The organism is Chondrinema litorale, assembly GCF_026250525.1.
Lineage (GTDB): Bacteria > Bacteroidota > Bacteroidia > Cytophagales > Flammeovirgaceae > Chondrinema > Chondrinema litorale.
Genome location: NZ_CP111050.1, coordinates 79,853 through 104,715, shown reverse-complemented (window position 1 = coordinate 104,715; position 24,863 = coordinate 79,853). Strand labels below are relative to the sequence as shown.

The following is a 24,863-nucleotide window of genomic DNA, read 5'->3' as shown; positions in this document are numbered from 1 at the left end:
TAATGGAGGTCAGAGATAAAGCACCTGAATTACTATTAGTTGAAGACTTTGAAGAAGATGCTATTTTAACTATCAGAGCTCTAAAAAAATATAATCTCGCCAATGAGATTAAATGGGTTGAAGATGGTGAAGAAGCCATTGATTTCCTCTTTGCTAAAGGAAAGTATGAAAATAGACATAAGGAAAATACGCCAACTATTATTTTACTAGATTTAAAACTTCCAAAAGTTCACGGACTTGACGTACTTGAAGCAATAAAGAAAGATAGCACACTCAAGCATATTCCAATAATTGTAATGACATCTTCAAAAGAAAATGAAGATATAGAAAAAGCTTATGCATTAGGTGCAAACAGTTATGTAGTTAAACCTGTAGATTTTCAGCAATTCGCCGAAGCTGTTAAGGAAATAGGCATTTATTGGTTGATACTAAACGAGGTAAAAAAATGAATACTGACAACTTACTTAGAGTTCTTATTCTTGAAGATGAACCAGACGACGCAACATTAATTTTATATCAGGTAAAAAAAACTATTTATAAAATTAATGCAAGAATCATTTCAGACGAAAAACAATACAATGCATTATTAAAATCGTGGGAGCCTGATATTATAATTTCTGACTATTATATACCTGGATTTGATGGAGCAGATGCCTTACAGCAAGCAAAAAAACTTGCTCCGGATACGCCATTCATATTTGTAACTGGTAAAGTGTCTGAAGAGTTAGCTGAAGAAACCATTATAAGTAGTACTGAAGCTTATCTTTTAAAAGATCACCTCGAAAGACTTCCTCAAATTATCGAAGTATTAATAGACAATCAAAAGTTATTAATTAAAAATAAGAGTTTAAAAGCTATGATGAGTGATGCCCATGCACTTATTAAAAGTTCTAAAGAAAAGGTTAACAAAAAGAAACCTAACATGAGCAAATTTAGGCCTAAATAAAAAAGCCTGAGTTAAATTCAGGCTTATTTAATATATCATCGAGCTTAAACTGTTGGCTCCCAGCCAGGTTCGTATGTTCTCTTCCAATACTGTTTCATCAACTTTTTATCCAGTAGATTCCCATTTTCTGGATTACACTTTAAAGTCTGATTCGCACGAGACGAAATATTAGCCAGATGTGCTAATAAAGTACTCACAGCACCCTCATTAATTGGAGAATTACTTTTAGATTTCCCAACTACAGTGTCGAAGAAATTTTTCATATGTAAATCAGTAGCATTACCACCTCCACCAAGTGCTGTGGTTGAACTTCTAGCACTAGCTAAAGCTTCTTTCGACATTTTACCATCACGGTCGTATAGTCTATAACCATTTCTATCTACATATACAGAACCTTCGGAACCATAAATAACCGTACCCCTATCTGAACCATAAGTATCCATTCCATTTCTACTCTTACCATCCCACACTATAGTTTTTTTGTCGCCAAACTTATAAGTTGCTAGCATGGTATCATACATTGTCCAGTCATCGTCTTTAAAGTGATATTTTCCAGCTACCACAGATACTTCTTCTGGAAAGCTAACTCCTAATGCCCAACGAGCTACATCAATTTCATGGATTGCATTGTTACCCGTTTCTGCAGTACCAAACTCCCAGAACCAGTGCCAATTGTAATCAAAGAAAATGTCTTTATAAGATTGTCTTGGAGCAGGTCCTTGAAACAAATCCCAGTTAAATCCTTCTGGTACATCTGTAACTTTTGCTTTTCCAATACTTGTTCTGGTATTTGTATAAAATGCTTTCGCTAAATACACATCTCCAATTATACCATTATGTATTTCTTTTATAATTTCCTGAGACTCAAGTGCAGATCTTTGTTGGTTACCCATTTGTACTACCTTACCATACTTTTGTTGGAAAGCAACAATTTGCTCACCCTCCCATGGATTATGACTACAAGGTTTCTCTACATAAACATGCTTACCCGCTTCAAGTGCCATACAAGTTAATGGAGTATGCCAGTGATCCGGAGTTGTATTGATTATGGCATCAATTTCAGTATCTTCCAATACTTTTCTAACATCTCCCTCCTTTTTAGGCGCAGTACCAGTAATATTTTTTACTTCCTCTCCAAATGAATCCATCTGTGGTACATAAATATCACAGACATATTTGAAGTTTATATTGTCAGTTAGTTTTTTGTAAGAACCCTTCATGGCATTTGCTCTTCTTTTACAACCGATTTGTGCAATTGTTACTCTATCGTTTGCCCCTAATATTCGGTTATAACTTTTTGCAGATAATGCTGGAATTCCCATGCTAATCGCTGATGCAGCTAAAGTTGTCTTCTGTAGAAACTTGCGTCGTGATTGTGACGTGCTTTTTTTCATTTTATATTTTAGTTAAAGTAAATATTCATTAATTTACTAAATATACATTTCTAATAATTAAATCTTGTATCTTACTTTACTAAGTAGTTAGCTGAAAGAGTTAATACAGGAATTCGGCAATATGAAGCATTTACTTAAAAATCTATTTTTAGGAATTGAACATCTGGCAGGAAAGAAGAGTAACATATCCTCAAATACATCACTTTAATACTTAATTTTTAGTATTAATATAAAATTGAATAAAAATATAATTCTAGTACCACTATTTATAAAATTATATTAATCTCATTTTAAATAGGACAAAATTTAAATTTTGCACCTATATATATGCATATACTCATTTTTAGGTTGACTTTGACCAAAAAATCTATTTAATTAGAAGACTGTCAATCAATTTTTAAATTATACAATTATTCAAACTCTACTCAATCCGTTACAAAACTCAGAAGAATATCTAATCATTGAAGATAGTGAGATAGATGTTATTGTAGTTGACAGGCTTATCAGGAGCTATTATCCTTCATTAAAACCTATTATTACAAGCAATGGCATGCAGGGTATAAAGTTGCTAAAAGACAGAATTAATAGAGGCATAAACCTACCGGCATTTATTATTTTGGATTTAGTAATGCCTTTAATGAATGGGTTTGATTTTTTGGAGATCTATGAACGAGACTTTTTTAAAAATAACTTTTCAAATATAATCGTATTGACAAGCTCGATTCATGAATTGGATAAAAGAAAAGCGCTTAACTATAAATGTGTGAAAACGTATATGGTTAAGCCATTTAGTATTAAGGATTTTTTATGTATCCATATTTAAAACTTCAATTTATTTATTTCCTCACAGATATCCTTCTTGCTCGCATCATCACCACTGAATATCACTTGCTTCATTATTTCTGATTTTATCTCGCTAATGATATTACTAATGTCTTTTTCTAAAGCAATGACGTTTTGCTGATCCATCTTAATATTCGTATATTTTTTAGCTATTGCCTTTGCTCTTGACATAATTTTAAAAGAAGTTAAAAAAAATAAAATTTCTAGTCTTTAAAATTAATTCCATAACAAGTATAGGAAGTATATATCTAATTTTGAAACTTTAAGCTTTAAAATAAGAAATTCAAAAATTAAAACAGTTGATCACACAAAACTTTTAAGCAATAAAACACAGATTTTTAAAATAAAATTTAGCTTAGGCTCCAAAATTAAAAAATCAACTTTACCTTTTCCCTTTACTTTTATTATCCTTTAGCTTTAAGAATATCTTAACCCCATCAGCTTACAATTAATAAATTTAGTAACTTATAGAATATAATTTATATTGTACTTAAAGTGAGACTAGTTACTTTATCTTATCAGCCGGTTGAAAAAAATTAATAGTACATTATATAAGTACCTTCACGTAAGAAGGTATTAGATTATTATAGTCTGAGTAATAAAGTGTAATTTAAATAAGTACTTAAAAACACAAAATTATATAATAATTCTCCTATTTAAAATTTTATTTTCCAGTTGCGCTTTTAGCTCAATTTGGATATAAACTTAATAATAAGTTGTAATCTACAATTATATAAGTCTAGAAAATAGGAAAGAATTTATATAAATTTTGTTGCATATGATACTATTTAATATGTAACATTTTACAAAACTACTAATAATATAAATAATTATTTGAAATGATTATAGCTAAAAAAGTATTTAGCTTATTGTAATTTATACATCAAACAAAGAACTGGCTCTATAAAGCATCAATTTAGTAGTAAATATATTATTTTTTCTCATCAATTCTAATTAGACAAGTACATCTACTCAAAACTACTCATACACAGTCAATAACTTTTAAAACTTTCATTCTTAAGTCATTGCAAATATTGCGTCTTAGAATTGTTTAATTCAGTTGGGCTTATATTGCAACTTCTTTCTTATTTTTAAGAAGCAGAATAATTATCTGTAATTAAAACTATAACAAAAAATACTGATTCATGAAAAGAGTATTATTACCCCTATTAATCTTGGCATTTTTACTTCAATGCCAAAATGAAAAAACTAACACAAGTGAAGTAAAAGAAGAAAAGGTACTTACACAGTCTGCTCAAAGTGCAGAAGGATTAGTAAGCGCAGCTCACCCATTAGCAGTGAAAGCTGGTGTAGAAATGATGGAAAAGGGAGGAAATGCAGTAGATGCAGCAGTTGCAACAGCTTTTGCTTTAGCAGTTGTAGAACCTAGTATGAGTGGCTTAGGAGGAAGACTACAGGCAATAATAAGGTTGCCCAATGGTGAATTTTATGGTGTTGATGCTACAACCCAAGCCCCCATATCTTATGATGCCAAAACAGCTCCAGAAGGTAGATATGGTTATCCTTCAATCGGAATACCCGGTGTAGTTGCAGGTCTTTGTAAATTACTAGAAAAACATGGTACTTTACCCCTTGCTACCGTAATGCAACCTGCCATTAATTATGCTATTAATGGTTTTAATATTTTGCCAGGAGAAGCAGCAAGACATAAATATGCGCAAAAAGAGCTAACCGAATTTAAAGGGAGCAGTAAATATTTTTTAAAAGCGGACAGCACCACTTATAATGAAGGCGAATTATTTGTGCAAAAAGACTTAGCAAATACATTAAAAGCAATATCTACTGGTGGTAAAGATGCTTTTTACAAAGGTGAGATTGCTAAAAAAATTATTGCTGATAATCAGGCAAATGGTGGAGTTTTAAAATTAGAAGACCTTGAAAACTATGAAGCTTTAGATGCGAAACTTTTAACAGGTGATTACAGAGGTTACGAACTGCATGGACTAGGTATTCCATCTTACGGTGCTATTACAATTGAAATTTTACAAATACTTGAAAACTTTCCATTAGAAACCTTAAGAGGTGCCGATTGGGCAAGTGTGATCTATAAGGCAATGGAAATGGCATATAGAGATCGTAAGAATCAATATTCAGATTCATTATCGATATTGCTAGATAAAAAATATGCTGCAAGTATTGCTGCATCAATTAAAGATGAGAAACAACCAGTAAAAAATGCCGCAGAACTGATGAATAATGTACCAGAAAGTTGGTTGGCAGAAATGGGACATACTACACACCTATCTACAGCAGATAAAAGTGGAATGATGGTAGCACTTACTCAATCACTCGGCCCAAATATGGGTTCTAAAGTAGCAACACCAGATTTGGGTTTCTTATACGCAGTTACTCTGGGTGGTTACCTAGGTGATTTTAAACCGGGTGAGAGAGCATCTTCTCATATTTCTCCATTTATAATTACAAAAGATAACAAGCCATTTATGGTATTAGGTGCTGCTGGTGGTGGCAGAATTATAACAGCAATTACTTCTGTAACAAGCAGAACAATTGACCATAAAATGCCACTTACTGATGCACTTGCTGCACCAAGGGTTCACCCAGACGAAGACAGTGTTTTTGTTGAAACACATGAAGGTTGGGGATGGAGAGATGAAGTAGTAGAAGCAATGGAAGAAAATGGATTAGGAGTAAAAGAAGTTGAAGATGTTGCAAGATTCGGTAGAGTACATGCAATTATGTATGATTCTGCAACAAATGAATTAATAGGTGCAGCAGACCCAGACTGGGAAGGTGCTGTTGGTGCTCCTAAGTCTTCACCTAAATAATTTCATCTTACTTCTTGTAATAATTATAACTAATAAGTGTATATAATTTTTGTTACAAAAGAGATTTTGAAATAGCTGTTTTTATTCTCTATTTTGTTGCAATAGGAATATCATTTTTTTTATTAACTTATTAGCAATGTTCCTATATAACCAATAAACAAAAATTATATGCACTTTATTGATTTCTCAACCATCATTGAAGAGGCCTGGAATGCCTATTCTCCTGACACTCCTACGACTGATATAACTGATATTAGTGCAAGGGTTTCTACTAATCATGTATATAAAATCAATCTTTCACCCAGAAAATTTGTAATAGGAAAGCTATCCTACTTCGGTAAATTTGAGCATTTTAAAGAAGATCATACAATCATAAATAAGCTAGGTAGCATTTTACCTCCTCCATATAAAAAAGTACTTGCAAGATCGCTTACTAAAGACAACAAATTATTCACTTATCGATATAAGAATGAAAATGTAGATATATGGGTAGTGTTTTACAAACCGGTAAAAATTAAACAGTCATTACCAAGAAGATTAAGCCGTGAGCAAATTGTTAATCTTGGTACCGAAGTCGCCAATTTCCATAAAGCATGTTTAGAGGTAACTCCCAAATTACCACTTTCATCCAAAACTTTACAGTCAGACATAGATCATCTGCTGGAAATTCTGGAAACTGATTACGGCAAATATGAACATCGTGGCCATATAGAAATTATTAAAAACCAATGCTATATTTTTAAAGAGAATGTAGCTAAGCTCAATCAAGATGCAATGGTAGATATACCGGTTTTCGTAGACTGGAATATCGGTAATTTTTCATTATCAGATGAAGGCAGAATTTTTAGCCGATGGGATTACGACTGGTTTAGAATAAGCTTTAGGGTATTGGATTTTTATTTCTTTAGTCGAGTTGTTTCCGAAATTGGAGATAGAACTATATTTACTTACAATATAGAAATAATGCAGCATGAAAGATTCTTACTTTTCTTAAAAGCTTATCATAAAGTTTTCCCACTTAAAGTATGCGAAATTAAGATGTTAAAAGAAGCCTATCGCTTTTTTATCTTGAATTATGTTATAAAAGATGGAAGATACTTCTTTCACGAAATTTATGCAAGCCGCCTACAAAGCGAAGCATTTAAGTACTATTTTCCTAGTATAGAAACAGGTTTCGATGAAAATAAACTAATTAAAGAACTCAATCTTTGATGCGGTAAAGTTGATCTTTTCTATTAATATTGAAAATTAACCACTAATAAACACACCAAAAAATTATCAAAAGTATTGTGAGATTTTGCTGATTTCACAATACTAAGTATTGATATTAACAGCTATATCAAAGAAAAAAAATGATTTCAGGAAGTTTTAGGGAAATAGTAGAGCAGTACGAAGTGGTTTTTTTCGATTCCTTTGGAGTTTTAAGAAATTATGATGGAATAATTCCAGGTGTAGAAAAAACATTCGCATTTCTTAGAGAGAATAATATTGACTTCTACATTTTAACAAATGATGCATCAAGAGGGCCAAAAGAATTAGCAAGCAAGTTTCAAGATATGGGTCTCGAAGAGATTACTAGAAGTAAAATTATCTCTTCTGGTATGCTAGCTAGAAATTACCTTCGAAATAAGGTAAAAAATGGTACAGTAACTTTTCTAGGCACAGAGAAATCTGCCCATTATATAGAAACTGCTGGATTAAAAACTTTACGCATTCAAGATCTATCGTTAAAAGACATAGACCATATAAATGCAATGGTGCTTTTAGACGATGAAGGTTACGACTGGCAAGATGATGTAAATAAAGCCATTAACTTGCTAAGAATGCGAAATATGCCCGTTATTGTGGCCAATACAGATTTAACTTATCCGGTTTCTAAAGGAAAAATAGCCTTGGCTGTTGGAGCATTAGCAGATATGATCGAAACAATTGTTCAAAAGAATTTTATTCGATTTGGAAAACCAGATACCCAAATGTTCAACTTTGCTTACGAGTATGTTCTCAATACAAGACTAGTAGACAAAAACAAAATTTTAATGGTGGGTGATACATTAGAAACAGATATAATTGGTGGAAACAAATTTGGTATAGATACCACACTAGTTTTAACTGGAAATACACCGCCAGAAAAAGCAAAAATGAACATTGAATCTACAGGTATTATTCCAGATTACATTTGTTCATCAGCTGCTGTATGAAATTAATCATTTAATATAAAATCCCGGTTAATTCAATTTAATCGGGATTTCTTTTTTTATGATACTTGTGTTTGCTTAATTGCATTGATTTTTAAAATCAAAAAAAATTATCCCCTAATAATCACGAAGACATGAATCTAATTGAAACACTAAAAGAAACTAAAATACAAACTCTCACCTACTTTAATCTTGATGACGAGTCGCTTAATAAAACTTATGGGCCTGGAAAATGGAATGTAAAGCAAATATTACATCATTTAGCAGATACCGAAACTGTGCTCTACGACAGATTAAGAAGAGTGATTTCGGAGCCTAAGCAAGTAATTTGGGGATTTAATCAAGACTTATGGTGTAAAGAATTAGATTATAATAATTTACCTCTCGATCTTAGCAAAAACAACTATTCTGCAGTAAGAGAGAGTGTAATCTATTTAGTACAGAAATACTATGATGTTAAAGGTCATAAATCATTTATACATAGCGAAACGGGATTAAAAACACTTAAAGAAGAAATGGAGAAAATCGCTTGGCATAATCAACATCACCTAAAACACATCAATCAAGCACTCTCATAGTAATTTTTAATAAGTCTTAAATCTAGAGCGATGCCATTAAAGTAAATTGTAGATAGTGTCTATTTTTTGCATATTCGCATCAAACTAAAACCAGTTGAATACAACCAATAACCATAAAGAACAAGCTATTAAAGCAACCTATGTAAGTCTACTAGCAAATACTTGTTTGGCTTTGCTAAAAGGAATTACTGGTGTATTTGGGAATTCTTACGCATTAATTGCTGATGCAATAGAATCAACTACAGATATATTTGCTTCTTTTTTAGTTTTAATTGGGTTTAAATATTCTACTAAACCACCAGACGAAAATCACCCTTACGGACACGGAAAACTAGAACCCTTAATCACTTTTATAGTAGTTGGATTCTTAATTATATCTGCTAGTATTATTGCTTTTGAAAGTATAAAGCATATTTACACACCACATAAAGTACCCGAACCTTATACACTTATAATTCTTGGGTTTGTAATAGTGAGTAAAGAAATCTTTTATCGCTTTGTTTCTAAAAAGAGTGATGAAACTAAAAGCACTTCATTAAAAGCAGATGCATGGCATCATAGAAGTGATGCTATTACCTCTTTAATGGCATTTTTAGGAATAAGTCTGGCTCTTTACATGGGTAAAGGTTACGAAGCAGCAGACGACTGGGCAGCACTTTTTGCATCTGGAATCATCATTTTTAATGCATATCTAATTTTTAGACCCGCATTAGGTGAGATTATGGACGAACACTTTTACGACGATCTAGTTAAAGATATTAGAGATGTAGCAGCCAATGTAGATGGAATAATTGATACCGAAAAGTGTTTTATTCGAAAAGCTGGAATGGACCTTTATGTAGATTTACATATAATTGTGGATGGAGAAATTTCAGTTAAAGAGGGGCACCAAATAGCTCATAACCTTAAAGATAAACTAAAAGAAGAATATCCAGAAATTGCAGATGTTCTTGTCCATGTAGAGCCAAAAAAAGCCTGAAATAAAGCAATAATATAAATCACACGACACTCCCAGACTACTAAACTTCAATAATGCTTTTAAACAAAGCGCATACTTTAATAAAATATCCATTAAGCAATAAATGCTTTGATTTATCTTATAAACTTTAGTACTATTTTGGCATTAAAATAATTGCACAAATTCTAGTATCGCCCAATATTATTTAGAGCTAATTAATGGTAGAAAAGAGTTTAATTTAAAATCAATTTTAAACTAAGAAAGGCAATTGATTAAAGAATAAAACAATATATTTGATATACCAATAAAAACAATTAAATCTTTCGGTATTCTTTAACAAATAAAGATGAACTAATAATTTTCTTCTAGTATAGATTAAACTAATATTAATATATCATTATTAACACGTTAAGTTTAAAAACTATTAAATATAGAATTATAACAAGATTGACATTTTTTATTCGAGCTGTAGTAAGGTAAAAGTTGTAAGTATAAAACTCTTAAACTTCTACCTAAATTCAATCTCTTACTTACTATAAGTATTTATTTTCAACCAAATTATAGTTGACAGCTTTCTAATGAACTCCTCTTCATAAAGAAAAAGTCAGGCCTATTAATTTTTAAAAAGGAAATATTTTATTGAGGGATATGGTCAACAATCAAAATAACCAGAGGGACGAAATGATACAACTCATTAGAGAGAATAAATTATCTATTAACTTAATAGATAATTCTAATGATAGTTATTGGATTAGATCAACTAACAATCCCGATAAAATATGGCTAAATACCAAATTAGCTCAACAATTAGATTATGCTACAATAGACAAACTATCTTCGTTTTCATTAGATCACTTAATCCACCCATTCGATAAGTCCAAATTAGATATAAATAAAAGCAAACAAAAAAACGATAGTTTACCTGTACTAGATGCAGAACTACGCTTGTTTTCTAAAAATGGTGACCAAATAAAATATAGGTGTAAAGAATATATTTTAGAAAATTTGCCTGGAAATGAAAAAGTAATGTTAGGCATCTTTTCGCATTCTGCAGAGCTTAACCAAAAGATTGTAAAATCTAAACTTAACGATCTTCTTTTAGATAAAGATTGCTTTTACATAATCCTTGACAAGGATCTTAAACTTGTTAATTGCAAAAACAATCAATATCATAAAAAATTTATAGCATTAGATAAACAAATTGGAGAGAATTTAACCGATTTAAATATTCCTTCAGAAGCTACAGAATTTTTACAAGATGTAATTAGTACAAATTCTGAAGACTTACTAATTGAAAACAACCTTTCTTTTGAGCTAAAAGACAAAGATGCAATTCTTCAAGTAACTATCTCTCCTATTGAAGATAGTTTTCTTATTCTTTTTAAAAACATTCCAGACTTAGAGCAGAATAGCACTTCTTCAATTTTTGAAAAAGAAAGAATTGAAACACTGATACAAGGCTTACCAGATTTACTTTTTATTCTTAATGAAAAAGGGTACTATATAGAAGCATATACTCATGATAATTCTAAATTATTAATACCAACAGAAGAGATACCTGGTAAGCACGTTTCAGACTTTTTTAATGAAACTCAGGTAAAAGATATTTTAGAAGTATTTGCTTTAACTAAAGAGACAGGCGCACTACAAACTTATAGTTATGAGCTTGAAATAGAAGGTAATATACTTTTTTTCGAAGCTCAAATAAGTCATGTTAAGAAAAAAAATGAGTTTCTAGTTTTATCTAAAGAGGTAACATCCCTTGTAAAAAAGAAAAGAGAACTTAATTTGATTATCGATAATTTCCCTACAGGTTCTCTTAGCCTAATCTCAAAAGATTTAAAATGTATTCATACAGGAGGTGCCGCCTACCAAGAATTAAATTTTGATCCTAGCCTTTTAACGGGTAGAAATTTAGAAGAAGCACTGGCTCCAAATGTATTTGAAAAATTAAATGAAGCTTTACCCGAAATATTAAAAGGCAATACAATTACTTATGAGGTTCAACTTAATAATAAAACTTATCAAAATGTAGGAAAAGCAATTCAAAACCAAGAAGGTAATATCGACTTTTTTGTGCTTTACTCATTTAATATCACAAAAAAGATTGAGACTGAAATACTTTTAAAAAATAGCGAAGCAAAATTTAGAGTATTATTTGAACAATCTAAAGTAGGATTACTCTCCTTGGCATCAGATGGTGAAGTGCTTATCGCTAATGATAAAGCCAGTGAATTACTTGGTATCGCAAAAAATGTACTTACTGGAAATATCATATTTAATTTCAACTGGGATATAGTAAATAAACTAGGCAAAAGATTTAACAGAGCGGATTATCCAATACTTAAATCTGTTACAGAAAAAAAGATTACTTCTGGAGTAATCGGCTTATTGCATCCATACTTTAAAAAGCGAATTTGGGTTCAAATCGATTCAAACCCATTATTTGATGATCAAAATAATGTATTACAAATCATTTGTACGCTTACTGATATAACTTCGATTATAGAAACAAAACAACTGTTACGCGACAAGCAAAGCGAGCTTGATTTGTTTTTTAATAACTCTCAATATGGAGCATTTTTTATGTCTATTGAGCAACCAGTAGAATTTCCTAAAAATGATGATAAAGAATATAAGCTAGAATACATTTTAAAGGAACAAAAAATCACTAGATTCAATCAGAAAATAGTTGAGTTGTTCGATACATCAGAAAAAGAATTTAAAAAATACACTCCACTAGACTTCTTTAATAATGACTTAGCTACGTCTAAACAAATTTGGAAAAGTTTAATAGATAATGGTTTTGCGAATCCTAGAATCAACTTCTTGACAAACACAGGTGAAGAAAAGTTTTTTGAAGGGAATTTTGTTTGTTTATATGATGAAAAGCAAAGAATTAAAGGAAGTTTTGGGCTATTATACGATATAACTCAAAAGAAAAAAGCTGAAGAAGAACTAGAACATACCAGACAGATTTTTGATAAAATTAATGAAACTGCCCGTATCGGTACATGGGAATTTATACCCGAAACTGAAGAAGTAATTTGGTCTAAAACTACCTGCGAAATACACGAAATGGATGGGAGCATTTACAACACTAAAGATTCCGTTCAGAAATTTGTTAAAAAAGGAGAACACCGAGCAAACCTACACAATGCTATTTCAAATTGTATCCAAAATAAAAATCCTTGGGAGCTAGAACTGCAAATAGTAACCGCAAAAGGTAAAGAAACTTGGGTAAAAATGGTGGGTTATCCAGAATATAAGTTCAACAAATGTACTCGGGTATTTGGTATCTTAATGGATATTAATGTTCGCAAAATAGCCGAGATGAACTTAAAAGATCGCGAACTTCAGCTTAATACGTTACTACAAGCAATACCAGACCCGATATATCTCAAAAATGGAGAAGGTAAATGGTTATTAGTAAATAATGCAGCACTAGAACTATTCAAGATAAAAGAATCTGAATACTTAAATAAAACCGATGCTGAAATTGCTGAAATTACTCCTCTTGCAAAAGAAGATCTTGAACAATGTACTTATACAGATGAAGAAGCTTGGAAAAACGGAAGACTTTCTTCATTTGAAGAAATAATTACCAACCAAAAAGGTAAAAAACTCTTTTATGATACCATTAAAATCCCACTTTTTAATGAAAATAAAAGTCGAAAAGGATTAGTTGTAGTAGGCCGAGATATAACAGATAGAAAAAAGAATGAAAATAGAATTAGAGAAACAAGGAATGCTTACTATTCATTAATTAATACAATTGATGGAATTGTATGGGAAGCAGATCCGGAAGACAATCAATATACTTTTGTAAGCAAGCAAGCAGAAAGACTTTTGGGCTACCCTGTTGAGCAATGGATTAAAGAAAATGATTTTTGGTTAAATCATTTGCACAAAGAAGATAAAGAGCTTTTAGAAAATTCTAAGTTTTATAATTCAGGTGAGAAATCTTCTTACGAGTATGAATACCGAATGATTGCAGCTGACGGCAGAGTTGTTTGGTTAAGAGATTTAGCTACTATCATTTTAAAAGATAATGCACCTCTAAAAATTAGAGGAATTATGTTTGACATCACACAGGCAAAAATTGCTCAAAAACAACTTAAAGAAAGCCAAGAGAAAATACAACTTTTACTAGACTCTACTTCTGAAGCAATTTACGGTATCGATCTCAATGGAACCTGTATATTTTGTAACCCTGCATGTATTAAAACTTTAGGTTACGACAGTACGAATGACCTACTTGATGAAAATATACATGATATAATTCACCATACAGATCATACTGGTAAAGAAATAAATAAAGAGGAATGTCGCATTATAAAAGCATGTACAAAAGGTAAAGAAATACATGTAGACGATGAAGTTTTCTGGAAAAAAGATGGTACCTATTTAGATGTTGAATATTGGTCTCACCCTATTATCGAAAATGGTAAATTAATAGGTTCAGTTGTTACTTTTATAGATATCAGTTCTAGAAAACAATATGAGATAAAGCTAAAAAATGCGATTACTCAAGCAAAAGCTGCAAGTAAAGCTAAATCGGAATTTCTGGCCAACATGAGCCACGAGATAAGAACTCCACTAAATGGAGTAATTGGTTTTTCTGATTTATTAATTCAAACTGATTTAAATAAAACACAATTAAAATACGCCAATACGGTGTATAACTCTGCAAAATCATTGTTAGAGATAATTAATGATATACTTGATTTCTCTAAAATTGAAGCCGGAAAACTAGAGTTAGAAGAAGCTAAAATTGATTTATTCCTTTTGGTAGATCAGGCGACAAATACTGTTACTTACCAAATGGAAGAAAAACAGATTGAACTTGTTACAGTAATTGATTCTGAAATTCCTAGAAGAGTTAAATCTGATGCTGTAAGACTCCGACAAGTATTAGTTAATCTATTAAGCAATGCAGTAAAATTTACAGAAAGAGGCAATATTGAATTAAAGGTTTCTAAACTTAAAACATTAAAGAAAAACAAAATCAAATTAAGGTTTTCTGTTGAAGATACAGGTATCGGAATTAGTCAAGACAAACAGAAAATTATTTTTGATGCATTTACGCAAGAAGATTCATCAACTACTAAAAAATTTGGTGGTACAGGTCTGGGCTTATCTATTTCGAACAACATTTTAAGCTTAATGGGAAGCACTCTTCAACTTGAAAGTGAATATGGTAAAGGAAGTTTATTCTATTTTGACATTGTACTTAAAATTGAAGAAAATCAAAATGAACCTGAGCTACTTTTAGAAAATGTTTTGATTGTAGACAACAATATAAATAATCGAAAAAAGCTAAAAGATATGCTAACTGCTAAAAATATAAAAGTTACTGAAGCAGCAAGTGGTATTGGAGCATTGCAAAAATTAAGAGATACCTCTACTGACTTCGATGTAATCTTTATGGATTACAAAATGCCTTACATGGATGGAATCGAAACCATTAAGTATTTAAGAGAAAACTTTAAGGATATTCAATCCAATATCATTCTTTTGAGTAGTGCAAAGCAATTAAAAAACATTCAAAAGCATTTCAAAAGATTAAAAATCAGCCACAACCTAAATAAACCAATAAACCAAGAGGAGCTGTATAATATGCTTCCTCAGCTTAGTATTAGAAAAAATATAAGCTCAAAACAAAATGATGCTTATAATGAAAATATTAAAGTATTAATTGTAGAAGATAATGATGTAAACATCCTACTTGTTAAAACCATTATAAAACAGCTATATCCAAAAGCCAAAACAATATTGGCAAATAATGGAAAAGAAGCTATAAGCCATTTTAGTAGCAATAAGCCTGATATTGTATTTATGGATATTCAAATGCCTGAGATGAATGGATACGATGCAACTAAAGCAATTAGAGAGCTTGAAGATAAAGGTCGTGTACCTATTATCGCACTTACTGCGGGCATTGTAAAAGGTGAAAACGAAAGATGTTTAGCCGCTGGTATGGATGACTACCTAACAAAACCTGTTGTAAAAGATACAATTGATAAAACCATATATAAATGGCTTAAAAAAGAATCAGGAAAAACAACAAACACATCATCATTTAATGCGACCTTTTCTAATCCAAGTGAACATTACAGTCTAGATGCTTTAAGAGAAAAAATGGATTATGACGAAGAATTTATTCAAATGATTCTTGCAAAAACTCATGATGTATGGGATACAACAATTCGCGAATTTGATATACATATATCAAACAAAGACTTTGAGCAAATAAAACTCTTAGCACACAAACTCAAAGGTTCATCACTTAATATGTTTTTTAATCGTTTGGCAAAACTCTCTGCCAATATCGAATACCATAAGGAGCAAGATATAGCTATTTTAGAAAAAATGGTAGAAAAAGTAAAAGATGAAATAGAGTATCTAAAGAAGGAAATCTATAAATAGTTACACCTTATTCTTTTTAATATACTGAGCCAATTTTGTATTTAACTCTTTGGGATTAAATGGTTTTAAAATGTGCCCCTCCATTCCAATGTCTTTTATTTTTTCTTTTACATCGAGCATCGCTGAGGCCGTCATTGCCAGAATAGGAATGTTAGCCTTTTCATTATTCATTTCTTTAATTCTGAGAGCGGCCTGATAGCCGTCCATATCCGGCATTTGTATATCCATCAAAACTACATCGTAGTCGTTATTTGTAACTTTTTCTATTGCTTCTATCCCATTTATCGCATAATCCAAATTCACATTCCAATTAGTTAAGAATTCGGTTGCGATCATCTGGTTAATAGCATTATCTTCTGCTAAAAGTACTTTTAATCCAGATAAATCGTAGTTACTCGTCGTATGTTGCGAGCTTGTATCATTAGTGTTAGATGACAAACTAATATCATTATCTGGTTTATTAAAGCAGAGTTTAAAACTAAAACATGTTCCTTTGCCTTCTTCGCTTTCTATCTCAATCTTACTATTTTGCAACTCAAGCAATTTTTTTACAATAGACAAGCCTAATCCTGTTCCGCCAAACTCTCTAGTTGTACTTTCATTGGCTTGGGTAAATCTTTCAAATATTTTATCTATTTTTTCATTACTAATGCCAATTCCAGTATCCCTTACCTCAAAAAGTAAAACTATTTTCTCATCGAGTTCTTCCATTAATTCGATAGACAAGCTAACCTTACCTTTTTCGGTAAATTTTAGTGCATTACCCATTAAGTTATTAAGTAACTGAACTAGCCTAGTTGGGTCTCCTTTAATAATTTCTGGGATATCTGAATCTAACTGTACTTTTACTTTTAAGCCTTTCTCCTGCGCTTTAAAAGCAAAAGTTTGCTTTAGGCTATGTGTAATTTCGTAGATGTTAAAAGGTATATTTTCGAAAGAAACTTTGCCAGATTCTATCTTACTGTAATCAAGAATATCATTTACTAAGGCGAGCAAATTATCACCTGAGAATCTAAGTGTATTTAGTTTTTCATATTGATCTGGTCTTGGGCTAGCCTCAAGCAATAAATGAGTCATGCCGATAACTGCATTTAGAGGTGTGCGTATCTCATGAGACATATTTGATAAAAAAGCAGATTTAGCTTCAGCTGCTTGTTTAGCATCTGCGAGTGCTTTCTCAAGTTTTTGGTTTGCCAATTTAGATTCTGTAATATCTTGCAAAGTTCCATATAATCTTTTACAAGTATCACCTTCCATCTCTACTTTACCGATAATTCTAATCCAAATATTATTACCTTTGGCAGTGTTAATTTCTAGTTCTTCATCCCAATTTTTACCATAACTAATTGCTTCTTGCATTACTTTAATCATGGTATTTTTATCCTGACCATCTTTATAAAAATTAATACCAGTATCCATTAGAGGTTCGTACTCTGGCTCTACCTCATATATCTCCTTAGTAATAGAAGACCAAACAACCTTATTTTTAATAAAATCGACTTCCCAACCTCCTACTCTAGCCACCTCACTTGTTTGTTGTAATAAATCTTTTGTTGTTTTAAGATCTTCTACTGCTTGTTTACTCTCAGATATATCTCTGGCTGCAGCAAACATTAATTCTCCTTTTGACTTAGCATGCCATTCTATGTATCTAAAACTGCCATCTTTAGCTCTAAATCGATTAATAAAATTGAAGATATTTTTACCGTTTTTTACTTCAACAATAGTCTCTTTGGTCGAAGAGATATCTTCTGGGTAAACATAATTGATATAGTAATTCCCTTTTAATTCATCTACATTATAGCCAAGCTTATCTTCCCATGCTTTATTTACTTTAATAAAGCGACCTTCTTGATCGGTTATACACAATAAATCGAGACCCATTGTGAAGAAACTATCTAGTTCTCTGGTTTTTTCTAGTAACAAATTTTCAGTCCCTCTGTGTTTTGTAATATTTTGAACGACGCACAAAATCTCTTGTAATTCTCCATTGGTATCTATTAATCCAGAAATAACAAACTCATACCATTCTTTGGAATTTCCTTCAATGTCAAATACAATGGTTTCTTTTTGTTTAGTAGAAAGTACTAATTGAATTGAATCGATTAAAATAGATACAACCGAATCTGATAATCCGGTTTGAGAAAGCTTATTCCCTACCTGAAAGCTTTTTATAAAAGTAGAACTGTTGGCTAAGTCACGATTAAAAATCTCAATAATTTCGAGTTGCTTATCTAATATAAAAACAATATCTCCTGTATTGGCTAGAATTTCTGTTAGATGTTTATTACCTCGCTCAAATACTATTTCTTTAGGTAAATCTGCAGAAGCATTATAAAATCCCCCTATTATTTTAATTAGCTTTCCATCATCATTTCTAATGGGAATCCAATGGCAATAAATCCAAATATTCTGCCCCGTTTTATGATTGAAATTATAGAATTTATCAAATGGTTTGGGACTTTCGGTTAATACTTGGATTACTTCTGTGAGCACTTGCTCAACTACAACTTTTAAGTCATTATTCTGCCAATCAGAATCTGTTTTAGGGATTTCATTTTTCTTATATCCAAGTGTTGCCCAAAACTCATTGCTTAACCAGCTTTCTTTAATATCTTTTTCAAGGTTACAGTACCATAAACCTTCCAGAATGTTATGCTGCAAATAATTAAATACTACACCATCTGAATTTACAATTTCGTAAAACTCATCTTTAAGGTTATGCACTCTTACACTTTCCATATTAAATTACTCTAATTTTAATTACAGTAAAAAAGAGAAACTCATGGGAATATTATACAAATACCTGTATTTTGTTACGAAAGTATAATGAGAAAAATAATATTTGAGAAAATATATTAGGCGGAATATTTAAATACGAAATATTACATCAAGAAATATTTTAGAGAAGTTTACATGTGGTATTGCAAAATGCAAAAAAACCGACACTTTGGGTAGATTTATTTAATCCAAAGTGTCGGTTTTAAGATTATAACTTCTGCAAGTAATATCTATAAGCAGAAGTAAACTTATCTATTTTTATTAGATAAAGGTCTTTTCTTTATCTCTTATTCCTGCTCTTTCAATTGAGGTTTTACCTAATTGACCTTCTTCAAAAGTATGTGGCTCTCCTGAGTTACCAATACCTTTATTATTTGAGCCATCATATAACTTAGCATGTTTCTCTAATGAGCTATGCAATTTATAGTGCTCGTATACGGCTACAATTAGTTGTTTCTGATTAGCATTTGACCAGTCTTCTTTTTTAAATGCAGGTGCATTTGTAAGCATTTTATCGTCAATTGCTAATAAGATTGCATTATCAGTTTCTTGTAGCTTTAAGATTTCCCATGGTAGTGCAAAGAGTTCGTTCTCTGTACCGAGCTGGTTATAAAGCTCAACAACTACATAAGCTGCTACACCATTTTTATCGTAAAGTGCAATATCGTTAACTACACCTATTCGCTCTCCATCTAAATTTGAAACTGGAGTTTTTACTAATTTGCTAAGTTGAATTAATCTTGGGTTGAAATACATAATGTTATGTGTTTAAAGGTTAAAAAATTTGTAGATCTTTTACCCAAATCAGAACATTTTCTCAACTTTAGCTTTACCGTTACTACTTACTTTTGATACCTCAGTATTCATTTTTTTAAGAATATCTTCTACGCTAGTTTTGCTTTTAGATACGATATTCTGTAGGTCTTTAATAGAATTTTGCTTAGACTTTTTATTAAAAAAGCTTTTGCTAGATTTATTATCTTCTTTTAATAATAAGTAAGCTCCTGCCGCAATTGCTCCTGAAGCTACGCCTAATGCTGACAACCAAGTGTTTCTGCTAGTGCTATTTGATTTCTTTTTTGACTTTTTCATGGTGTTTCTTTTAAGATTTATGGTTTAAGTAAAATTAATTAGTTGAAAGAAAGTGAAATTCATAGCTGGTTTTTATCTACCTCATTTTCTTTCGAGTTAAGTCTTTATTATTGATTATTTTCTAAAAAACTTCTCCACATCCAAGCAGTTTTTTCATGTACATTAGATCTGCCTGTTAACATATCTAGTGTTACTTCGTCTCCTGCTTTAGATGCATCTTTCATTACATCTCTCACTGTTCTCACAATGCCTTCGTGACTTGTTAGCAAATCGGCAATAATCTCAGATTCACTTGGGGTGTCTTTACCATCTTTAATAAGCGACATTTTAGAGAATTCTGAAATTGTACCTGGAGAATCGTAACCTAATGCTCGAATTCTCTCAGCAATTATGTCGATTGCTTCAAAAAGGTCTGTATATTGTTGCTCTGTCATCTCATGAATTGTATAGAACAATCCACCTTTCACATTCCAGTGATACAGATGAGTTTTTATCATTAACAAATAGCTATCAGCTAGCACCCTTGAAAGACCATCTGCTATTACTTTTCTTTGATCTTCTGGTATGCCAGTGTTCACGATTAATTTGCTAGTTCTTTTATTAGAATAATCTAGTTTATCTATTACAGTAGTATCCATTTTTTTATTTTTGTTTATTTGCTTTTATATGTAGAAATATCATTCCAAGCAATTAATAAACTTTTATTTTATTGATTATCAGTTATTTATACTTTTAATGAATTTTTAATATTGTATTTTTTGTGGAAATCAATCCACGAAAATGTGGCATATCTACACAAAAAAAAGGATGTCGTAATGACATCCTTTTTGATAATTTCTTGCTAATCGGAGTAATTAAATTTATAAATCTATTTTATACTCATTCAATTTATTATAGAGCGTTTTTCTATCAATATTCAGCAGTTTTGCAGCTTTTGTTTTGTTATAATCTGTTTCGTTTAAAGCTTTAATAATGGCTTTCTTTTCTGCCATTTCTGCTGTTGATTTTAGGTCTGTTGCTGCATTCGGATCGTCTTCCTCTTCGAAGCTGTCGTAATTATAATAGACAATCTCGTGTGGCAAGTGTTCTTTTGATATAAAATCAGAATTACAAAGAAGTACCGATCTTTTTACTACATTCTTTAATTCTCTTAAGTTACCATACCAAGGATACTTTAAGAAAATCTTTTCTACATCTTTATTAAGACCTTTTACAGACTTTCCTAAATCTCTGTTTGCCAATTTTAAAAAGTGTTGGGCAAAAGTCAATATGTCTTCTTTTTTATCTCTTATTGGAGCAATATCGAGATTAAACTCATTTAATCGGTGGTATAAATCTTCTCTAAACCTACCATCTGTTACTTTCTCTTTTAAGTCGTCGTTCGAGGCAACAATTACCCTTACATCAATATCTTTCTCTTTGTTACTACCAATTCTCGATACTTTTCTTTCTTGTAAAACTCTTAAAAGCTTTACTTGAATCTCGTAATTTAAATTACCGATCTCGTCTAGAAACAATGTACCTCCTTGCCCATATTCAAAGCTACCAGCTTTTGCGTTAACAGCTCCTGTAAATGCACCTTTTTCATGACCAAACAGTTCGCTCCCAGCTAACTCGTTGGTTAAAGAACCACAATCGATCGCTACAAACGGTTTATCTGCTCTTTTGCTTTTGTCATGAATCATTCTGGCTGCATACTCCTTACCCGTACCAGTGTCTCCTTTAATAATCACGGTCATATTGGTTGGTGCAACTAAGTCTATGTGTTGAACTACTTTCTTAGCAGCCGCACTTTTACCAATAATAAATTCTGTCTTTGAGACAGGTTTAGAATGATCTACAGATTTTTTCTCTTCGTGCTTAATTGCTTCTTTAATGGTAAAGAGAATTTCGTCTGGTTGAAGAGGTTTGGTAATATAATCGAAGGCACCAGTTTTCATAGCCTTTACTGCTATTTTAACATCACTGTAACCTGTAATTATAATAACCTTTGCTTTCGGTTGAAATATCTTTACCTTTTGCATCAGGTTAACACCATCTTCATCTGGCAACCTGAAATCAATTAGAATGACATCAAATGCAGACTTCTTGACTAACTCTATAGCATCTTTAGCGTTACTCTTGCTATCTGCCTGGTAGCCTTTTTTCTCCAGAAACTTTACAAGAATCTTACAGATGTTAACATCATCATCTACAATTAAAATACTCTGCATAAATTTTTATCTTCTTTACTTGTTATGCTTAACCCTTTTTATACAACTAAATAACCTGATTTATGTTAGACACTTTTTTTAACTAATTTAAACTAAATTGTTTATTTAATTTACTTAATCGTTATTTTCTCTATTCAAAACTGGTGTATTTTTATGCTCTTTCAGTTTATCTCCTGAATCTGGATTCTGCAAAAAAACACGAGATTTCGGTAAATATTCTGGATATTTTTCCGAAATAAATTTAATTAACTTTTCTCTAACACTACATCTTAAATCCCAAGTTTGTGGAGAGTTTCTAGCAGTCATTAAAGCCCTGAGTTCCATAGTATCTTCTTTAATGTCTGATACTTGCAGTACCCATGCTTTTTTATCCCACAGAGGCTCATTCTCCAATATAGTTTTTAGCTCTTGTCTAAGTTCTTCTACTGGTAATCTAAAATCGGTGTATAGAAATACTGAGCCAAGCAAGTTGGCCTCTTTTCGAGTCCAGTTTTGAAAAGGATTTTCAATAAAATAAGTAATTGGTAAAATTAATCTTCGTAAGTCCCATATCTTTATAACTACATAGGTAAGATTAATTTCTTCTATCCATCCCCACTCATTTTCTACGAAAACAGCGTCTTCAATTTTAATAGGCTGTGTAAAGGCTATTTGGATTCCGGCTAATAGGTTTGCTAAAGATTTTTGTGCTGCAAAACCAATAATAACACTGGCAATACCGGCAGAAGCTAGCAAACCAGTGCCAAACTTTTTTAAACTATCAAAGCTAAGCAAAATTATTGAAGCTGCTATTATAACTACAACAATTACTGCAACTTTTCTCACATACTGTAACTGAGTAATTATCTTACGCTCTCTGTAATTATCCTCTTTAGCAATGTCATATTGGCTATAAATAAGTTCTTCAATAAAATAAAGAAGTTTTACTACAAGCCAAGCAAAACAAGTAATTAGTAAAATTTGTAATGCTTTAATATATGGAGCATTAATTAATTCTTTTTCTGGGTAATTTGAAATTAGAATTAATGAAAAAACTAATGGAAAGATCGTGTAAAGTGTACCTTTCAAATGCTTAAAAAGCATTTTTACAGTTTTACCATCCCATTTTTTTAAATAGATTTTTCCAATTCCAATAATTAATAACCTAACTATCAGACCTGTGATAATTCCTGCCAAGGTTAATATTAATTGTACTAGATAGCGGTTTTGAGTGTATTCATTAATTATGTTAAACATAAATAAAGTTCAATTCTTTTTTGTAGATAGTAATTATTGTTAGTGGTTGTTTTGGCAAGGAGGTGTTTTTAAATATGAAAACCTTCCTCCAATATAATTTGGAGAAAGGTCATTTTCAATTTATTTGCTTATGATATATTCTTTTAATTGTTAATTATATTTTTTGTGCATGTTATCGTATGAAGATCTCATGTTTTCAAGAGCTCTTTCAAAAGATTCTTTAGATCCATGCCATCCATCACTTGCTGTATTGTTCAATACACTTAAATGCTTTTCTGCATCTAATTTATCTTTTTGAATTTGCGCTTTCAACTCTTGAATTTCATCATTCATATTATCCATTTTTCGGTCGCTCTTGAGTTTACCTAACAGCTTATCAATTTTCTCTTTCCAGTTAGTATAGTTTTCATCTGCTGAGACCGTATAAGCAGTTTTCTGTCTAGAAGACATCTGTATTGTATTTTGATTTGGATCTATCATAATTTTAGATTGTTAGTTCGAAATTTACAATAAAAATTTAATACCATATTTGTAATATACTTTACAAATAATTGATTTTCAGATTCTTACAAAACAGACTATAAAGATCAGAATTACAATATTCAAAGTATGTGTGTATTTTTTCACACAAATTGCGAGATGTATTTCTACAAAAATTAGCTTATCTAATGAATGATGAGATGCAGCAAAAAAAAAATATTATTATTTATAAATTTTATTTACCGTAAATTATAAGATTATATGTTGCAAAACTTTAAATAAAAAAGGCATTAGATTGATGATAATGCGCTTATAACAGCTTGTAAGACAAAATGTTTTTAAATTATTCTTTTTATAAACCTTTGAACCTGAATTAGAATTTAATATATAAAACACTGCTTACTCGATCAATTTTAAACAATGGCATTTTTTTTTAGTCTTATAAATAAAATGTTCTTTAAGTAAGTAAATACTCTATAAGATTTAATTATTGTAAAAAGAAAAGTACTAATGGAAAATATAGCATGAAAAACTTTTCAGAAGAAAAACAACTGAAAACGGCTTTGGTAGTGGATGATGAAACTAACTTATGCTTCTTATTAAAAAATTTACTAACAAGAATGAATTATCAAGTTTCATGTACTAGTACTCTAGCTGAAGCAGTAAAAGAATATAATCAATATAAACCAGATATAATTTTTTTAGATATTCATTTACCAGATGGACTAGGTTATACATTACTCGAGCAATTAAGAAATCGAGATGAGCATACCTATGTCGTAATGATGAGTAGTGAAACCCAATTTAACAAGTTACAGAAAGACCTTCTGAAGAGGGCAGATCGATTTCTTAAGAAACCCTTCAGGTTGAAAGAGGTGGTAGAAATTGTTTCAAATTAATTAACAATAAAG

At 31.0% G+C, this 24,863-nt stretch carries 19 protein-coding genes; 10 read left to right on the top strand and 9 right to left on the bottom strand.

What is annotated here, in order from left to right; translation table 11 throughout:
* The first annotated feature begins 2 nt into the window (after window positions 1–2).
* Together OQ292_RS29875 and OQ292_RS29870 are read left to right on the top strand one after the other, a co-directional pair.
* On the top strand, window positions 3–449 hold the full coding sequence (locus OQ292_RS29875) for a response regulator (RefSeq protein WP_284687951.1): 447 nt from the start codon (window positions 3–5) through the stop codon (window positions 447–449).
* On the top strand, window positions 446–946 hold the full coding sequence (locus tag OQ292_RS29870; RefSeq protein ID WP_284687950.1) for a response regulator: 501 nt from the start codon (window positions 446–448) through the stop codon (window positions 944–946). Before OQ292_RS29875 ends, OQ292_RS29870 begins: the two co-directional genes overlap by 4 nt.
* Before the next feature lie 44 nt (window positions 947–990).
* On the opposite strand, the gene OQ292_RS29865 is transcribed toward OQ292_RS29870, so the two are convergent.
* On the bottom strand, window positions 991–2,340 hold the full coding sequence (locus tag OQ292_RS29865; RefSeq protein ID WP_284687949.1) for a Gfo/Idh/MocA family protein: 1,350 nt from the start codon (window positions 2,338–2,340) through the stop codon (window positions 991–993).
* Between the two features lie 409 nt (window positions 2,341–2,749).
* Here OQ292_RS29865 and OQ292_RS41200 point away from each other — a divergent pair, with 409 nt between their 5' ends.
* Window positions 2,750–3,163, top strand: coding sequence for a response regulator (locus OQ292_RS41200; RefSeq protein WP_431733794.1), 414 nt, complete (start codon window positions 2,750–2,752; stop codon window positions 3,161–3,163).
* Here OQ292_RS41200 and OQ292_RS29860 read toward each other — a convergent pair.
* Window positions 3,160–3,354 (bottom strand): hypothetical protein, encoded by a 195-nt coding sequence (locus tag OQ292_RS29860; protein WP_284687948.1) that lies wholly within the window; start codon window positions 3,352–3,354, stop codon window positions 3,160–3,162. The genes OQ292_RS41200 and OQ292_RS29860 overlap by 4 nt on opposite strands.
* A gap of 974 nt (window positions 3,355–4,328) precedes the next feature.
* Between OQ292_RS29860 and OQ292_RS29855 the strand changes: the two genes are divergently transcribed.
* From OQ292_RS29855 to OQ292_RS29830, 6 genes are all read left to right on the top strand, one after another.
* Window positions 4,329–5,990, top strand: a complete 1,662-nt coding sequence (locus tag OQ292_RS29855; protein WP_284687947.1) for a gamma-glutamyltransferase family protein — start codon at window positions 4,329–4,331, stop codon at window positions 5,988–5,990.
* 168 nt (window positions 5,991–6,158) lie between these two features.
* The gene (locus tag OQ292_RS29850; protein ID WP_284687946.1) at window positions 6,159–7,202 is read left to right on the top strand and encodes a hypothetical protein; all 1,044 of its coding nucleotides are present in this window, start codon (window positions 6,159–6,161) and stop codon (window positions 7,200–7,202) included.
* A gap of 140 nt (window positions 7,203–7,342) precedes the next feature.
* The gene (locus tag OQ292_RS29845) at window positions 7,343–8,188 is read left to right on the top strand and encodes an HAD-IIA family hydrolase (RefSeq protein WP_284687945.1); all 846 of its coding nucleotides are present in this window, start codon (window positions 7,343–7,345) and stop codon (window positions 8,186–8,188) included.
* A gap of 131 nt (window positions 8,189–8,319) precedes the next feature.
* A complete protein-coding gene (locus OQ292_RS29840; protein ID WP_284687944.1) occupies window positions 8,320–8,763 on the top strand; it encodes a DinB family protein in 444 nt (147 codons plus the stop codon).
* 94 nt (window positions 8,764–8,857) lie between these two features.
* Window positions 8,858–9,742, top strand: a complete 885-nt coding sequence (locus OQ292_RS29835) for a cation diffusion facilitator family transporter (protein ID WP_284687943.1) — start codon at window positions 8,858–8,860, stop codon at window positions 9,740–9,742.
* Between the two features lie 660 nt (window positions 9,743–10,402).
* Entirely contained in the window at window positions 10,403–16,150 is a 5,748-nt protein-coding gene (locus OQ292_RS29830; protein ID WP_284687942.1) for a PAS domain S-box protein, read from the top strand.
* Here OQ292_RS29830 and OQ292_RS29825 read toward each other — a convergent pair whose 3' ends face one another.
* The 7 genes from OQ292_RS29825 to OQ292_RS29795 all read right to left on the bottom strand — a co-directional run bounded on the left by OQ292_RS29825 (window position 16,151) and on the right by OQ292_RS29795 (window position 23,952).
* A complete protein-coding gene (locus tag OQ292_RS29825; protein WP_284687941.1) occupies window positions 16,151–18,892 on the bottom strand; it encodes an ATP-binding protein in 2,742 nt (913 codons plus the stop codon).
* A gap of 300 nt (window positions 18,893–19,192) precedes the next feature.
* Window positions 19,193–19,687 carry a PRC-barrel domain-containing protein gene (locus OQ292_RS29820; protein WP_284687940.1) on the bottom strand — a complete coding sequence of 165 codons (495 nt, stop codon included), beginning with the start codon at window positions 19,685–19,687 and terminating at the stop codon, window positions 19,193–19,195.
* Between the two features lie 48 nt (window positions 19,688–19,735).
* Window positions 19,736–20,023 carry a hypothetical protein gene (locus tag OQ292_RS29815; RefSeq protein WP_284687939.1) on the bottom strand — a complete coding sequence of 96 codons (288 nt, stop codon included), beginning with the start codon at window positions 20,021–20,023 and terminating at the stop codon, window positions 19,736–19,738.
* Between the two features lie 107 nt (window positions 20,024–20,130).
* Window positions 20,131–20,661 (bottom strand): Dps family protein, encoded by a 531-nt coding sequence (locus OQ292_RS29810; protein WP_284687938.1) that lies wholly within the window; start codon window positions 20,659–20,661, stop codon window positions 20,131–20,133.
* 222 nt (window positions 20,662–20,883) lie between these two features.
* Window positions 20,884–22,236 carry a sigma-54-dependent transcriptional regulator gene (locus OQ292_RS29805; RefSeq protein WP_284687937.1) on the bottom strand — a complete coding sequence of 451 codons (1,353 nt, stop codon included), beginning with the start codon at window positions 22,234–22,236 and terminating at the stop codon, window positions 20,884–20,886.
* 114 nt (window positions 22,237–22,350) lie between these two features.
* Window positions 22,351–23,472, bottom strand: coding sequence for a mechanosensitive ion channel family protein (locus OQ292_RS29800; protein ID WP_284687936.1), 1,122 nt, complete (start codon window positions 23,470–23,472; stop codon window positions 22,351–22,353).
* A 150-nt stretch (window positions 23,473–23,622) separates the two neighbouring features.
* Complete coding sequence (locus tag OQ292_RS29795) at window positions 23,623–23,952, bottom strand: riboflavin kinase (RefSeq protein ID WP_284687935.1); 330 nt, start codon at window positions 23,950–23,952, stop codon at window positions 23,623–23,625.
* Between the two features lie 524 nt (window positions 23,953–24,476).
* Between OQ292_RS29795 and OQ292_RS29790 the strand changes: the two genes are divergently transcribed.
* Window positions 24,477–24,851 carry a response regulator gene (locus tag OQ292_RS29790; protein WP_284687934.1) on the top strand — a complete coding sequence of 125 codons (375 nt, stop codon included), beginning with the start codon at window positions 24,477–24,479 and terminating at the stop codon, window positions 24,849–24,851.
* The last annotated feature ends 12 nt before the right edge of the window (window positions 24,852–24,863 follow it).

Excerpts from the sequence above, each read along its gene's own strand:
- OQ292_RS29875 (WP_284687951.1), top strand. The coding sequence starts at position 3 with ATGGAGGTCAGAGATAAAGCACCTGAATTACTATTAGTTGAAGACTTT.
- OQ292_RS29870 (WP_284687950.1), top strand. The coding sequence starts at position 446 with ATGAATACTGACAACTTACTTAGAGTTCTTATTCTTGAAGATGAACCA.
- OQ292_RS29865 (WP_284687949.1), bottom strand. The coding sequence starts at position 2,340 with ATGAAAAAAAGCACGTCACAATCACGACGCAAGTTTCTACAGAAGACA.
- OQ292_RS29860 (WP_284687948.1), bottom strand. The coding sequence starts at position 3,354 with ATGTCAAGAGCAAAGGCAATAGCTAAAAAATATACGAATATTAAGATG.
- OQ292_RS29855 (WP_284687947.1), top strand. The coding sequence starts at position 4,329 with ATGAAAAGAGTATTATTACCCCTATTAATCTTGGCATTTTTACTTCAA.
- OQ292_RS29850 (WP_284687946.1), top strand. The coding sequence starts at position 6,159 with ATGCACTTTATTGATTTCTCAACCATCATTGAAGAGGCCTGGAATGCC.
- OQ292_RS29845 (WP_284687945.1), top strand. The coding sequence starts at position 7,343 with ATGATTTCAGGAAGTTTTAGGGAAATAGTAGAGCAGTACGAAGTGGTT.
- OQ292_RS29840 (WP_284687944.1), top strand. The coding sequence starts at position 8,320 with ATGAATCTAATTGAAACACTAAAAGAAACTAAAATACAAACTCTCACC.
- OQ292_RS29830 (WP_284687942.1), top strand. The coding sequence starts at position 10,403 with ATGATACAACTCATTAGAGAGAATAAATTATCTATTAACTTAATAGAT.
- OQ292_RS29825 (WP_284687941.1), bottom strand. The coding sequence starts at position 18,892 with ATGGAAAGTGTAAGAGTGCATAACCTTAAAGATGAGTTTTACGAAATT.
- OQ292_RS29820 (WP_284687940.1), bottom strand. The coding sequence starts at position 19,687 with ATGTATTTCAACCCAAGATTAATTCAACTTAGCAAATTAGTAAAAACT.
- OQ292_RS29815 (WP_284687939.1), bottom strand. The coding sequence starts at position 20,023 with ATGAAAAAGTCAAAAAAGAAATCAAATAGCACTAGCAGAAACACTTGG.
- OQ292_RS29810 (WP_284687938.1), bottom strand. The coding sequence starts at position 20,661 with ATGGATACTACTGTAATAGATAAACTAGATTATTCTAATAAAAGAACT.
- OQ292_RS29805 (WP_284687937.1), bottom strand. The coding sequence starts at position 22,236 with ATGCAGAGTATTTTAATTGTAGATGATGATGTTAACATCTGTAAGATT.
- OQ292_RS29800 (WP_284687936.1), bottom strand. The coding sequence starts at position 23,472 with ATGTTTAACATAATTAATGAATACACTCAAAACCGCTATCTAGTACAA.
- OQ292_RS29795 (WP_284687935.1), bottom strand. The coding sequence starts at position 23,952 with ATGATAGATCCAAATCAAAATACAATACAGATGTCTTCTAGACAGAAA.
- OQ292_RS29790 (WP_284687934.1), top strand. The coding sequence starts at position 24,477 with ATGAAAAACTTTTCAGAAGAAAAACAACTGAAAACGGCTTTGGTAGTG.